Annotated in this window: 14 protein-coding genes; 8 read left to right on the forward strand and 6 right to left on the reverse strand. The window is 74.5% G+C overall.

All coding sequences use genetic code 11. The features are described 5' to 3' along the window. Positions 1 to 18 precede the first annotated feature (18 nt). The 4 genes from ABT369_RS45775 to ABT369_RS45790 all read left to right on the forward strand — a co-directional run bounded on the left by ABT369_RS45775 (position 19) and on the right by ABT369_RS45790 (position 2,527). A complete protein-coding gene (locus ABT369_RS45775) occupies positions 19 to 831 on the forward strand; it encodes an Rv1363c family protein (protein ID WP_350622780.1) in 813 nt (270 codons plus the stop codon). A gap of 13 nt (positions 832 to 844) precedes the next feature. After that, the gene (locus ABT369_RS45780) at positions 845 to 1,315 is read left to right on the forward strand and encodes a hypothetical protein (protein ID WP_350622782.1); all 471 of its coding nucleotides are present in this window, start codon (positions 845 to 847) and stop codon (positions 1,313 to 1,315) included. A gap of 211 nt (positions 1,316 to 1,526) precedes the next feature. Beyond that, complete coding sequence (locus tag ABT369_RS45785) at positions 1,527 to 1,931, forward strand: MarR family winged helix-turn-helix transcriptional regulator (protein WP_350622784.1); 405 nt, start codon at positions 1,527 to 1,529, stop codon at positions 1,929 to 1,931. Further along, positions 1,928 to 2,527, forward strand: coding sequence for a hypothetical protein (locus ABT369_RS45790; protein WP_350622786.1), 600 nt, complete (start codon positions 1,928 to 1,930; stop codon positions 2,525 to 2,527). The genes ABT369_RS45785 and ABT369_RS45790 overlap by 4 nt, the downstream gene beginning before the upstream one ends. On the opposite strand, the gene ABT369_RS45795 is transcribed toward ABT369_RS45790, so the two are convergent. After that, entirely contained in the window at positions 2,486 to 3,880 is a 1,395-nt protein-coding gene (locus ABT369_RS45795) for an MFS transporter (RefSeq protein WP_350622957.1), read from the reverse strand. The two genes, ABT369_RS45790 and ABT369_RS45795, sit on opposite strands and share 42 nt — an antisense overlap. A 108-nt stretch (positions 3,881 to 3,988) precedes the next feature. Between ABT369_RS45795 and ABT369_RS45800 the strand changes: the two genes are divergently transcribed. Further along, positions 3,989 to 4,366 (forward strand): MarR family winged helix-turn-helix transcriptional regulator, encoded by a 378-nt coding sequence (locus ABT369_RS45800; protein ID WP_350622788.1) that lies wholly within the window; start codon positions 3,989 to 3,991, stop codon positions 4,364 to 4,366. After that, the gene (locus tag ABT369_RS45805) at positions 4,366 to 5,241 is read left to right on the forward strand and encodes an aldo/keto reductase (protein WP_350622790.1); all 876 of its coding nucleotides are present in this window, start codon (positions 4,366 to 4,368) and stop codon (positions 5,239 to 5,241) included. Before ABT369_RS45800 ends, ABT369_RS45805 begins: the two co-directional genes overlap by 1 nt. Before the next feature lie 15 nt (positions 5,242 to 5,256). On the opposite strand, the gene ABT369_RS45810 is transcribed toward ABT369_RS45805, so the two are convergent. From ABT369_RS45810 to ABT369_RS45830, 5 genes are all read right to left on the reverse strand, one after another. Next, positions 5,257 to 6,465 carry a vWA domain-containing protein gene (locus ABT369_RS45810; RefSeq protein WP_350622792.1) on the reverse strand — a complete coding sequence of 403 codons (1,209 nt, stop codon included), beginning with the start codon at positions 6,463 to 6,465 and terminating at the stop codon, positions 5,257 to 5,259. Further along, entirely contained in the window at positions 6,465 to 7,634 is a 1,170-nt protein-coding gene (locus ABT369_RS45815; RefSeq protein ID WP_350622794.1) for an AAA family ATPase, read from the reverse strand. Before ABT369_RS45815 ends, ABT369_RS45810 begins: the two co-directional genes overlap by 1 nt. A 7-nt stretch (positions 7,635 to 7,641) precedes the next feature. Next, on the reverse strand, positions 7,642 to 8,784 hold the full coding sequence (locus tag ABT369_RS45820) for a hypothetical protein (RefSeq protein ID WP_350622796.1): 1,143 nt from the start codon (positions 8,782 to 8,784) through the stop codon (positions 7,642 to 7,644). 116 nt (positions 8,785 to 8,900) lie between these two features. Then, positions 8,901 to 10,637: an RICIN domain-containing protein gene (locus tag ABT369_RS45825; protein WP_350622798.1), complete on the reverse strand. Its 1,737-nt coding sequence runs from the start codon at positions 10,635 to 10,637 to the stop codon at positions 8,901 to 8,903. Positions 10,638 to 10,754: 117 nt separating this feature from the next. After that, entirely contained in the window at positions 10,755 to 11,213 is a 459-nt protein-coding gene (locus ABT369_RS45830; RefSeq protein ID WP_350622800.1) for a hypothetical protein, read from the reverse strand. A 48-nt stretch (positions 11,214 to 11,261) separates the two neighbouring features. On the opposite strand from ABT369_RS45830, the gene ABT369_RS45835 reads away from it, so the two are divergent. Both ABT369_RS45835 and ABT369_RS45840 read left to right on the forward strand, forming a co-directional pair. Then, positions 11,262 to 11,942 carry a response regulator transcription factor gene (locus ABT369_RS45835; protein WP_350622802.1) on the forward strand — a complete coding sequence of 227 codons (681 nt, stop codon included), beginning with the start codon at positions 11,262 to 11,264 and terminating at the stop codon, positions 11,940 to 11,942. Next, positions 11,939 to 13,189 carry a sensor histidine kinase gene (locus ABT369_RS45840; RefSeq protein WP_350622804.1) on the forward strand — a complete coding sequence of 417 codons (1,251 nt, stop codon included), beginning with the start codon at positions 11,939 to 11,941 and terminating at the stop codon, positions 13,187 to 13,189. The genes ABT369_RS45835 and ABT369_RS45840 overlap by 4 nt, the downstream gene beginning before the upstream one ends. The last annotated feature ends 64 nt before the right edge of the window (positions 13,190 to 13,253 follow it).

Genomic DNA, 13,253 nt, shown 5'->3' on the forward strand with positions numbered 1-13,253 from the left:
TGTTGGTTGGAGGCTTCCGTGTCCGAATCCCCTGAGCGCGGCCTGCGGCTCGTGCCGGGCGGCGCCGACTCCCCCGCCGCCCCCCGAAGCGTCCGGCAGCGGGCCGCCACCCGCCGCCGGATCCCCAAGCGCCGCGACACCCTCACCCACGTCCTGTCCCACCTGGACGAGGAGCCCGAGGTGCTGTCGCCGGTCGTCGCGGAGCCCAAGTCCACTGTGGACGACACAGACGTTGCTCTCGACGAGGATGACGCCGGGAAGCGTCCTCGCCGGCGAACGGCGCCGCACCGGCGGGGGCCCGCCCGCTCGGTGCGGCGCCGGGAGCCGAAGCCCCGCCTCCGGCTCGCGCGCCCGTCGCTCACCACGGCGCTGCTGGCCCTGCTGGTCTGCGCGGCGTTGGCCGCGGCCGCGGTGCTGGGCAACCGCTGGTACGACGCCCGCACCCTGGACCGGGCCCACCAGCAGGCGCTGGCCGCGGCCAAGCAGACGACGGTCGACTTCGTCTCGGTGAGCGCGGCGAGCGTCGACCGCGACCTGCAGCGGATCGTGGCCGGCGCGACGGGCGACTTCCGCGACGAGTTCACCCGCGGCCAGGCGCAGGTCCGCGCCGCCGTGGTGGAGAACAACGTGGACTCGAAGGGCACCGTGCTGCGGGCCGCCCTCGTCTCGGGCGACCGCGACGCGGCGGTGGTGCTCGTGGCCGTCGACGCGACGGTGCGCAACAGCAAGGCCCCGGAGGGCCGCGCCTCGCACTACCGCATCCAGGTGGACATGGCCCGCGACCGCGACTCGGGTCGCTGGCAGGTCGCCAAACTCCAGTTCGTCGGGTGAGAGGGGTAGTGTCATGACTCGTCGCTCTTGGGCGCTGGTGGCGGCAATCGTGGTGGCCCTGGGCCTGGCCGGCGCCGGCTGGTACTCCTCGGACGAGCACCACCGCCGGGACGTGGCCGTGCGCCAGTCCACGGCCGCCGCCAACGCCGCGGCGCAGGCCATCTTCTCCTATGACTACCGCAGCTTCGACGCGAGCGTGGCCAACGGGAAGGGCTTCACGACGGGCGGCTTCGCCGACGAGTACGCGCAGACGACGGCGGCGCTGAAGTCGAACGCGGTGGCGGAGCAGGCGATCGTGCGCGCGTCGGTCTCGGCGACGGGCGTGGTGACCGCCGACCCCTCGCGCGTCGAGCTGCTGCTCTACGTGAACCAGTACCGCCGCAACGCCAACATCACGGGCGAGAAGGTGGACCAGAACCGCGTGGTGCTGACGATGATCCCGGTCGCCGGCGCGTGGAAGGTCTCCCACGCCATCGCCGTCTGACCGCCCCCGTGCCGCACGCAGTGGGCCCGCATGACCGCGCGGCGGCCATCGCACAACCTTGCCGGCGGCGAGGTCGGCAAGCGGGGTGACCACCGCTTACCTCCCAGAAGACGGGCATCAGCCGCTGCAGGCCCTCGCGGAAGGCTAGCCGGACGGATATAGTGAAGCCACTGCACTATGTAGGAGGCACACCATTACCCAGCCGGAAGGCGTGCTCGGGCTGCTGCTCGAGCTCGTCGTGTTCGTCGGCGACGACATGCAGCGGCGGCTCGCCCGTGACGATCTCACCGCCGCGCGCGCCGGAGTGCTGTGGGCGCTGCGCGCCCGCGGGCCGGTGACGCAGCGGGAGCTCGCCACAGCGCTGGCCGTCACCCCGCGCAACGTCACCGGCCTCGTCGACGGCCTCGCCGCCGCCGGCCACGTCACGCGCGAGCCGCACCCCACCGACCGGCGGGCGACGCTCGTCACGCTCACCCCGGCCGGCACGCGCCTGGTGGAGCGGCTCGAGGACGAGCAGCGGGAGTTCGCGGGCCTGCTGTTCGACGACATGCCCGCCGAGCGGCTCGACGCGCTCGGCGGCGGGCTCGCCGAGATCCTGGAAAGGATGCGTGGATGACCAGTCGCGAAAGCCGGATGCGGCGGTACGCGGCGCTCGAACGGCGGATGTGGCAGGCGCTGATCCGGTGGGTGACCCGGCGCGGCCCGCGCGACGGGTTCGGCTACGCCGGGCCGGTCCGGCCGCTGCTGTGGGCGTTCGTGATCGTCTCCGCGGTCGAGACCGTGGCCGTGCACCTCATCCTGCCGTGGCTCGCCGTGCGCGTCGTGGTCGACGTGCTCAGCGTGTACGGGCTGCTGTGGATGCTCGGCATCGTCGCGTCCTACCGGGTGTATCCGCACCGGCTCACCGACGACGGCATCCGCATCCGGCACAGCCTCTTCGCCGATCTCACGGTCCCGCGCGCCGCGATCGCCGAGGTGCGCGCCCGGCGGCGGCTCCTCGCCGGCAGCGAGATGCTGCAGGTCGAGGAGCACGCCGCCGGGCGCGCGCTGTCGATCCCGGTCTCGGGGCAGACCAACGTCGAGGTCGTGCTGCGCGAACCGACCACCGTGGACGATTCGAGCGGGCCGGTCACCGAGGTACGGTGCTACGCCGACGATCCCGAGGGCTTTCTAGCGGCGGCGCAGGACCAGCGGCGTCAGGCTCAGCAGTAGCCCGACCACGGCCACGCCGGTCACCAGGTTGACACCCGGGTGGAACTGGCTGAAGTCCGCGCGCGAGGCCGGGCTCGCCGCCGCGACCAGGGCCGTCACCACGGCCAGGACCAGCGCCGCGCCCACCTGTCCCGAGGTCTGCACGAGCCCGGAGGCCAGGCCCTGCTCGGCGTCCGCGATGCCGTCCGTGGCCTGGGCCATGATCGAGCTGAAGCCGAACGCGAAGCCGCCGCCCAGCAGGAGCATCGTCGGCAGCGTCGTGATCGCGTAGTGCGGGGCGTCGCCGGCGGTGAGCAGGAACCAGCCGTACCCGAGGCTCATCGAGAGCATCGCGCCCGTGATGAGGGGCGCGGTGCCGAAGCGCGTGATCAGCCGCCCCACGAAGGGCGACCCGAACGCGACCAGCAGGCCCGCCGGCAACAGGGCGAGCGCCATGCGCAGCGGCGACCAGTGCAGGACGTCCTGCAGGTACAGCGTCATCATGAACTGGAAGCTGAGGTACGACCCGAACAGCGCCACCATGCCCAGGTTCGCCCGCACGATGGAGCCGACCCGCAGGATGCTCAGCCGGATGAGCGGATGGGGCACGCGGCGCTCGACGACGAGGAACGCGGCCAGCAGCGCCACCGCGGCCGCGGCGAGCCCGAGGGTCGCCGGGTGCAGCCAGCCCCGGGCGGGGGCGGAGACGACGGCGTACACCGACAGCAGCATGCCCCCGACCAGCGTCGCGGCGCCCACCAGGTCGTGACCGCCGTCGGCCGCGGGGCGGTCGCGCGGGATGAGGGCGATGCCGGCGGCCAGGGCCGCGACCGCGAGCGGCACCGGGATCAGGAACGTCCAGCGCCAGCCGACGCTGGTGAGCAGGCCGCCGAGGATGAGGCCGGAGGAGTAGCCGCTCGCGCCGAAGACCGAGAACACCGACAGCGCGCGGTTGCGGGCCGGGCCCTCCGGGAACGTGGTGGTGAGGATGGACAGGGCGGTCGGGGCGGTGAACGCGGCCGCGAGGCCCTTCACGAAGCGGGTCGCGATCAGCGGGCCGCCGTCGTCGACGAGCCCGCCGACGAGGCTGGCCACGGCGAAGACGCCGAGCGCGACGAGGAAGACGCGGCGCCGGCCGAGCAGGTCCGCGGTACGGCCGCCGAGCAGGAGCAGGCCGCCGTACCCGAGCACGTAGCCGTTGACGATCCACTGCAGCGAGGTCGTGGACAGGCCGAGCTCGGCACCGATCGACGGGAGCGCCACGCCGACCATCGAGACGTCGAGGCCGTCGAGGAACAGCACGGCGCACAGCACCGCGAGCACGCCCCAGAGTCGCTGCGGGGTCCGGGTTCGCTCGGCTTGCGTCAGGGTCATGGTCACGAGAGGCGACACTAGATGCATGCGCATTCAATGTCCACGCACTAAATCCTCGTACATTTAATGCGTGTGCAATATCTTGGGCGGAGGAGTAGGATGCCGCCCATGAGGTCCGAGGGAGCCCTGATCGAGCGCTGGCGCTCGCTGCTGACCAGCTACAACGAGGTCGCGGGCCACCTGGAGCGGGCGCTGTCGGACGAGCACGGCCTGACGCTGAGCGAGTTCGAGATCCTCGACCGGCTCGTCGCGCAGGACTGTGAGAAGCGCCGCATGCAGGACCTCGCCGCCGACATGTACCTGAGCCAGAGCGCCCTCTCCCGCGCCGTCGCCCGCCTGGAGAAGCACGGCCTCGTCGCCCGCGCCCTGTGCGAGGCCGACCGCCGCGGCGTGTTCGTGAACCTCACCGAGCAGGGCCTGGCGCGGCACACCGCCGCCCGCCGGACCCACCTGGCGATCCTGGCCGAGCACCTGCAGCCCGCCTGATGCCGTTCATCGCGCCGTCCTGCCGCATGGGCCTCGGCCTGGCCGCCGTCGGGCGGCCCGGCTACATCAACCTGGGCCGCGACCACGACCTGCCCGCGCAGCGCTCGGTCGACGCGCTGCGCCGCCGCAGCCACGAGCTGCTCGACGCCGCGTACGCCGCCGGGGTCCGCTACGTCGACGTCGCGCGGTCCTACGGCCGCGCCGAGGAGTTCCTGGCCGCCTGGCTCCCCGGGCACGACGACGTGGTGGTCGGCTCGAAGTGGGGGTACACCTACACCGCCGGCTGGCGCGTGGACGCCGAGGTGCACGAGGCCAAGGACCACTCCCCCGCGACCTTCGAGCGCCAGCTCGCCGAGTCCCGCGCGGTGCTGGGCGATCGCCTGGACCTGTACCAGATCCACTCGGTCACCCCGGACAGCCCCGCGCTCACCGACCGCACGCTGCACCGGCTCCTCGCGGACCTGGCCGCGACCGGCGTCACCGTCGGGCTCTCGGTGAGCGGCCCGGGCCAGGCCGAGGCGATCCGCGCGGCCCTGCGCGTCGAGGTGGACGGGGCGCCGCTCTTCCGGACGGTACAGGCGACGTGGAACCTGCTCGAGCGCTCCGCGGGACCGGCCCTGCGCGAGGCCCACGCGGACGGCCGCCGCGTGATCATCAAGGAGGGCATGGCCAACGGCCGCCTGGCCACCCGCGACGCCGAGGCCCTGGCGGCGGTGCTCGCCGAGCCGTTCACGGATGTCGTACTGTCCGGAGCCGCCACCATCGCCCAGCTCACGAGCAACCTGCGCGCCCTGGACACGGCCCCCGCCCGCGACCCGGGCCCTGAACCGCCGGACGACTACTGGCGCACCAGATCCTCCCTCGCATGGTCCTGACGACGAGCCGCACCTTCAGCCGATCGTGACCACCTTCGCCCACTCCGGCGGGGAATCGGGCACGTAGTCGGGGTCATCCTCGTCCCACTGGGAGGGGCGCGCGAACAGGCCGATCACCGTGCGGCACCGCGGCGCCCGCTCCGGCCACGGCGTCTGCCCGTCCGTCAGCACCACGACCACGTCCGGCCGCGGGCTCTGCCGCAGCGCGCGCTCGAAGCCGGCCCGCAGGTCGGTCCCGCCCCCGCCGACCAGCGCGATGCCCTCGGCCCGGCACAGCGTGAACGCCAGCGGCGCGGCCGCGTCGCAGGGCAGCACGGTGACGAGGTCGCGGCGGCCGCCGACGGCGCGGCCGATGGCCGCGACCTCCAGGATCGCGCTGCCCAGCTCGGCGTCGCTGACCGAGCCGGAGGTGTCGATGACGACGCAGACGCGGGGCGGGCGGCGGCGCAGGCTCGGCAGCACGACGCCGGGGAGGGCGGCCGAGCGGCGGGCCGGGCGGCCGTACGTGTAGTCGTCCCCCGCCCCCGCGCTCGCCGCCGCCGTGCGCACGGCCGCGCCCAGCAGCCGACGCCACGGCTGCGGCGGGTGGAACGCCTCGTCGGCCCAGCGCTGCCAGCCCGCCGGGGCGCTGCCGGGCGCGCCCCGGATGGCCTGCGCCACCCGGAACCGGACCGCGTCGCGCTCCTGCGGCGTCAGCCCGTGCGCCCCGGCGGGGCCGAGATCCCAGGGGCGCGCGAGCCCGTCCGCGCCGCTGCCGCAGTCCAGCCACGCGTGGTCCTGGGTGTGCGGCCCGAGCCGGAACTGCGGCAGGTACTCCTCCATGAGCTGCCCCGGCGTCAGCGCGAGCCGGTGCGGGTACACCGCGCCCTCGGGCGCCGGCAGCCCGTCGCCGAACGCGTCGTCGTTGATCTCGCAGTCGGCCGCGATGTTCATCCGCAGCCGCTCGCCCGGCCCGTCGAGGCCCTCGGCCGCGGCGACCCGGTCGCCGCGGCCGTGGTGGTCGCGCAGCAGGTGCGAGACCTCGTGCACCCACACCGCGGCGAGCTCCTCCAGCGGGGTGGCGTCGACGAAGGCCGGGTTCACGTAGCAGCGCCAGTACCGGTCGACGCCCATGGTCGGCACGAGCCGCGACTCGATCGGGTGCAGGGCGAAGAGGGCGCTCGCGAGGTACGGCCGGGCGCGGGTGGCGAACAGCCGCGCCGCGTAGAGCTTGTCGGAGTCCATCAGCGGGCCGCCGCGAGGGAGATGGACACGACGCCGGCCAGGCGCTCGATGGAGGCGGGCAGCTCCCAGTCGTCCTCGCGCAGCGCGGCCAGGGTCTGCGCGGGCACGACGACGAGGTCGGGCGCGCCGCTCGACAGGGCCCCGGCGAGCACGGCCCAGGCCGCGTCCCAGCGCTCCCGCGACGGGCGGCGCCGGACCGCGTCGACAACGGCGTCGAGGACGGCCTGGCGCAGGTCGCCGCGGTCGGGCAGTACCGCGGAATCGGGTTCGGCCAGAAGCTCCTCGGGGTCCGGCAGGTCCATCCGGTCCAGGCTCGCCAGCAGCTCCAGGCCCGGCCCGTCGCCGACCGCCCCGCGGACCAGCATCGACAGCGCCTCCCGCGACGCTGCGGCGGCCGTGCCGAACGCGATCAGGCGCAGCGCCATGTCCCAGCTCCGTGGCGACGGCCACGCCCCGCCGCGGCGCGTCTCGCTCGACGGCAGCTGGTGTACGAGCTTGGGCCGGGCCGCCAGCAGCCCGCACACGGCCCTTCGCGCGAAGGCGACCGCCTCGCCCAGCCGCCCCGGGTCGAGCTCGGGCAGCTGCGCCCGGGGCCAGACCCCGCCGAGCCCGCGCACCACGACGTCGTGCTGGAACGCCCACTGCAGGTGCACGAACCGGTTCGCGAGCGGCGCGCTGAGCTCCCATCCGTCGGCCGCGGACCCGCGCGGGTTGGCCGCGGCCACGATCCGCACCCCCTCCGGCAGCGTGAGCGCCCCGACGCGCCGCTCCAGCACCACTCGCAGCAGCGCGGCCTGGACGGCGGGCGGAGCGGTCGACAGCTCGTCGAGGAACAGCAGCCCGCGCCCGGCCCGCACCAGCCGCACGGCCCAGTCGGGAGGGGCCATGGGCACCCCTTGCACGGCGGGGTCGTCGCCGAGCACCGGCAGCCCGGCGAAGTCCGAGGGCTCGTGCACGCTCGCGATGACGGTGGTGAGCGGCAGGTCGAGCGCCTCCGCGAGCTGGTTGAGGGCGGCGGTCTTGCCGATGCCGGGCTCGCCCCACAGCAGCACGGGCAGGTCCGCGGCCACGGCCAGGGTGAGCGCCTCGAGCTGGGTGTCGTCGCGGTGCTCGGTCTCGGTGTCGTACAACAGCTTCAGCAGATCGGCGGCAGTGTCCAAAGTAGGCATGCGGGCATCACCTTGTGGGAGTCAGGCCGTTACGGAAAAGTCCATGCAGGATGCGTTGCCGCGCGGCGGCCTCCAGGGCCTCGCGCAGGGCCCCGGCGCGCAGCAGCGCGTTCGGGCCGAGCAGGCTCTCGACGGCGGCCAGCGCACCGGCCGCGTCGCCGTGGTCGAGCCGCGCCCGGATGTCGTCCAGGCGCTCGGGCGTGCGGTGCACGACGTCGATGGCGCGCAGGCAGGGCAGCGGCGGCCCGCCCAGAGCGACCAGCAGCTCCTCGCGGCGCAGCTGGGCCGGGTCGTGGTCGAGCGCGGTGAGCACGCCGTCGACGAGCGCGATGCGATGCTCCGCGCCCCGGCACTCGACGAACCTCGTGGCGGCGCCCGGTTCCGGCCCGGGAAGCAGTACCGAACCCGGAGCCAGCGCCTCGGCGACCAGCGGGTGCAGGGCGCCCGGGTCGATCGCGTCCGCCTCCAGCAGCTCCAGGTCGGGCGCCGGATAGGTGGAGGCGTACGGGAGCACGGGCACGCGGCCGTCCCGGGTGCGGGCCGGCCGGGTCGTGCCGGTTCGGGAGTCGAGGAGCAGCCGTCGCCCCGCCGCCCTCACGAGCACCGGGCCGCCGGTCCGCAGCAGCGCCGCCTCGGCCGCCCAGTCGGGCCGGGCCCGGGCGCGCAGCTCACCGGAGCGCCGGGCGTCCCAGAGGTGGCGGTGCAGGTCGAGGCGGAAGTACCGGTCCGGATGCGGGCCGCCGCCGGTGCCGTCCCACAGGGCCAGGCTGAAGCGCTGCCCGCCCGCGGCCCACGCCGGCGGGGTGCGGGCGACCAGGTGCAGCTCCGCGTCGTAGCGGGCCAGCGCGATGGTGAGCCCGGGCCGCAGCAGGCCGCCGGGGCCGATCCGCGGCAGGTGCCAGCGCAGCAGGTCGGGGGCGAGGTGGCGCAGGTCGGCGCGGACGCGCGCGGCTATGTCGGGGCCGCGCAGGCGGGCGAGCGACCGCAGGTTGAGGTCCACGTCGACGCGGGCGGCCGCGCAGGCTCCGGCCCAGTCTCCGGCGAGGCGCCGGGCGGTGGACGTTTCGATCATCGGCGGCGGGACGGCGAACTCACGCACCCGCAGCCACAGGTCGAGCCGGGTCTCTCCGTTCGCAAGGGATGGGTGCATCAGCACTCACCTTTTGCGGACGGGACCCCCAATCTCACATTGGTAGCCATCGCGCACCAGCGTAGCGGCAAGTCCCGCGCCGGGCCAGGCGCGCCCGGCGCGGGACACCTCAATTCCTAGTGGTAGGTCCCGTCGAGGAGGCCGTTGACGTACTTCTCCACGTTCGTGTAGCCGGTGTGGTCGAAGTCGCCGGTGGCGTCGCTCGCGCTGGTCGGATTGAGGCCGTGGGCGCTCTCCCACGCGTCGGGCATGCCGTCTCGATCGGTGTCGGCGGGCGCGGTGCCGCCGGCGATGGTGCCGTAGCCGTTGTTCGCCAGCCCCGTGCTCGTCTGGTGCGCCCACAGGTCGCCGGACTTGCCCAGCGACTGCACGTCCCGCACCACGAGGGTGTCGACCTGGTCGCGGGGCAGGGCGCCGGCCTTGGCCACGACGTTGGCGTAGGCCGTCGCCGCGCTCGTGGCCGGGATGCCGTTCGTCGTCGCCGACCACGGGCTCGACAGCGCGGTCGCGCCGCCGCCGAGGCCGAGGGCGGAGCCGTTGAGGGCGCCGTCCTTGTTCGAGTCGATGACGTTGCCCGAGTTGTAGACCGCCTGGTTGCCCATCTGGTAGTACGCGTTGCTCGCGTTCGTCGTGCGCGGCCCGGTGATGAAGTAGTTGCCGATGACGTCGTGGGTGAAGTGGCCGCTGGAGTTCCCGGCGGTGTAGCCGGCCTGGTAGTCGTAGACGACGTTGTTGATGTACTGCGTGTTCGCCTTGGCCAGCGGGCAGCGGTTGTGCGCGTTGGCGAAGAGGTTGTTGTACCAGGTGTAGGGCCCGGTCTCGGTGTGCGCGGCGAACTGCTGGCCGATCGGGTCGGCGTCGATCGACCACTGCACGGTGATGTTCGTGGCGCCGACCGAGTCGATGTTGTTCCACTGCGCGAACTCGATCGACACGTGGTCGAAGATGAGCGTGCTGCCGTTGTAGAAGTTCAGCCCGCTCTTCTTTTCGTCCGGGTCGAGGTCGCCCTGGCGGAAGCGGACGTTGCGCACGATCACGTTGGCCGAGTTCGCGAACGAGACCTCGCGCCCCATGATGCCGATGCCGCCGCCGGGGGCGGTCTGCCCGGCGATCGTCAGGTTGCTCTTGACGGAGACGGCGGAGGACAGGGTGATGTACCCGCCGACGTCGAACACCACGATGCGGTTCGACGCGCTCACCGCGTCGCGGAACGAGCCCGAGCCGCTGTCGTTGAGGTTCGTCACGTGGTAGACGCTGCCGCCCCGGCCGCCGGTGGCCGCCGCCCCGAAGCCGACCGCCCCGGGGAACGCCACGACCGGCCCGCTCGGCGGCGGTGCGCTCACGAGGTTGAAGGCCCACTGCATCCGCGCGATGTCGGAGCAGCTCTCCTGCACGATCGGGTTGTTGCTGGCGGTGGAGCCGTCCTTGTCGCTGATGCACAGGCCGCTCTGCGCGCTCTTGACGAGGTACTTCCCGGCCGCCGCGGTCGAGGCGGTCAGCTGCCAGGTCTGGTTCGCGCCGGCCCCGCACGTCCACTGCCACAGCTGGGTGCCGGCGGTGGTGGACGAGTTCGGCACGTCGACGCACTTGCCGCTCGCGACGCTGGTCAGGCCGTAGGCGCCGTTCTGGGCGACGACCTTGAACTGCTGGTTGGCGCACGCGACCTGGACCAGCGGGTCGCCGTTGGCCGTCCCGGTGCCGCTGACGGTGAGGCACTTGCCGGACGCGCCGGAGGCGAGGGTGTACGTGCCGCCGGCGACCGGGGTGGTCGCGGCCTCGGCGGGCCAGACCGCGACCGCGGTGGCGAGCAGTCCCGCGGCGGCGGCGACCACGAGCACGACGCTCTTTCGCATCGAACGGTCCTTTCTCTCGTGAGGCGGGGAGTCGCTACGAGAGATGCCGGCCGGACGGATCGATAACGGTTTTCGCGCCGCCGGCGGCCGCGGCCGTGCAAGGAGCGTGAAAGGTACTCAGTCGTCGCCGAGGATCGTCAGCCCCGGCTCGCCGCCGGCGCACGTCACCTGGGCCCGCACCGAGCCGCCGCCCGAGCGCGCCTTGAACCGCAGCGACGCCGCGGCCGCCGGACCCCGCTGCACGTGGTCGGCCTCGAACCCCGCGCTCGGGATCCAGGAGTCGAGGTAGGCCTGCCCGCCCGGGCACGAGGCCACGAGGCTGCCCCCGGCGGTGCTCAGCGCGCGGCTCGTCCCGGTGGGCGTCGCCGACGGGGCGGGTGTGGGGCTGCCCGCGGGCGTCGGGCTGCCCGCGGGCGTCGGGGTCAGGTAGGCCTGGACGTCGGCCTCGCTCATGGCCGCGTCCGAGGGGCCGAAGAGGCCACGGCTCAGCGAGCCCACCGCCCCGATCGAGGCGGCCGTCGCCAGCGCCGCGGCCGCCAGCCACGCCGCGATCGCCAAGGGCCAGCGCATTCGCATGCCTCCAGTGTCCGCCGCACGACGATAACGCGCGGTTAAGCTCGCCCTATGGCGAAGGTGCTGATCGTGGAGGACGACGCGACGATTCGCACCGGGGTCCTGAAGGCGCTCGCGGGGCGGGGGCACGTGGTCGTGGCGGCGGCGACCGCCCTCGACGGGCTCAAGCTCGCCGTCGCCGAGGCGCCCGACGTGGTCCTGCTCGACCTCGGGCTGCCCGACCTCGACGGGCGCGAGGCGCTGCGCATGCTCCGGGCGGTCAGCCAGGTGCCGGTGATCGTGGTCACCGCCCGGCGCACCGAGGGCGAGATGGTGCGGGCCCTGGACGCCGGGGCCGACGACTACGTGGTGAAGCCCTATGGGGCCGAGCAGATCGACGCCCGGATCCGGGCCGTGCTGCGCCGGACGGCCCGGCCGGAGCCGGTCTCGCTCGTCGTGGAGGCCGACGGGGTGCGGATCGACCCGCGGGCCCGCACGGCGACGCTCGACGGGGCCGCGCTGGAGCTCACGCCGCGGGAGTACGACCTGCTGCACTATCTGGTCGCCCGGGCCGGCGAGGTGGTCACGAAGCGGGAGCTGCTGACCGAGGTGTGGCAGGTGGCCTACACGGCGGCCGACAAGACCGTCGACGTGCACCTGTCGTGGCTGCGGCGCAAGCTCGGGGAGACGGCCCAGGAGCCGCGGCGCATCCACACCGTGCGGCGCGTCGGCGTGCGGTTCGGCCTGACATGAGACGCCGGCTGGCCCTGCTCGTCGCGGCCGCGATGGCCCTGATGCTCGTGGCCTTCCTCGTGCCGCTCGCGCTGCTGCTGCGCTCGGCCGCCGAGGACCGCGCGGTCGCCGCGGCCACCACGCAGGCGCGGTCCCTGGCCGCGCTCGTGGCCACCGCGGACGCGACCGCGCTGCGGCTCACCGTCGAGCAGGCCAATGTGGACGGTGCGCACCCGGTGACGGTGTTCCTCGGCGACGGCAGCGTCGTCGGCGCCCAGGTCGCGGCGACGCCCGCGGTGCGCCTGGCCGCCCAGCGGGGCAGCCTCAGCGTCGCCCACGCCGACGGCCGCGAGGTCCTCGTCGCCGTTCAGGGCCTGCCGGGCGGCACCGCGGTCGTGCGCTCGTTCGTGCCCGAACAGGACCTGCGCCGCGGCGTCACCCGCTCCTGGCTGATCCTCGCCGCCGTAGGGCTCGGCCTGCTGCTGCTCGGCCTGGCCGTGGCCGACCGGCTCGCGGTCGCCGTCGTGCGCCCGATCCGCACCCTCGCCGCCGTGTCCGAGGGGCTCTCCGCCGGCGACCTCGACCGCCGCGCCCCGGCCGGCGACGGGCCGGGCGAGGTGCGCGCGGTCGCCGCGGCCCTCAACCGCCTCGCCGGGCGCATCCGCGACCTGCTGCGCCAGGAGCGCGAGGCCGCGGCCGACCTGTCGCACCGGATGCGCACCCCGATGACCGCCCTGCGCCTCGACGCCGAGGGGCTCGCCGACCCGGCCGAGGCCGCGCGGATGCTCGAGCACGTCGGCGCGCTGGACCGGGCGCTCACCGCGGTCATCGAGGACGCCCGGCGGGAGCGGTCCGCGCCCGAGTGCGACGCGGCCGCGGTCGTCGCCGAGCGGGTCGCGTTCTGGTCGGTGCTCGCCGAGGACCAGGGCCGCGCGGTGCGCACCGCGCTCGACCCCGGCCCGCTGCCCGTCGCGGTGGCCGCCGCCGATCTGGCCGCGGCCCTGGACGCCCTGCTGGGCAACGTCTTCGCGCACACCGACGAGGGCGTCGGCTTCGCGGTCTCGCTGCGCGCCGGCCCCGGCCGGATCGAGCTGGCCGTCGAGGACGACGGGCCGGGCTTCGACCCGGCGGCGGGCGAGCGGGGCGTCAGCGGCGGCGGCTCGACCGGGCTGGGCCTGGACATCGCGCGGCGCACCGCGGAGGCGACCGGGGGCCGGCTCGCCATCGCCGGGTCCCGCGTCGCCCTCGAGCTCTTAACCGATCTTTAGGGTCAAGCCAGGACCCCGTTGACGAAGGCGCCGGGAGATTTGGTCGCACAGGCAACAAGCGATC

Source organism: Dactylosporangium sp. NPDC000244 (genome assembly GCF_040300725.1).
GTDB lineage: Bacteria > Actinomycetota > Actinomycetes > Mycobacteriales > Micromonosporaceae > Dactylosporangium.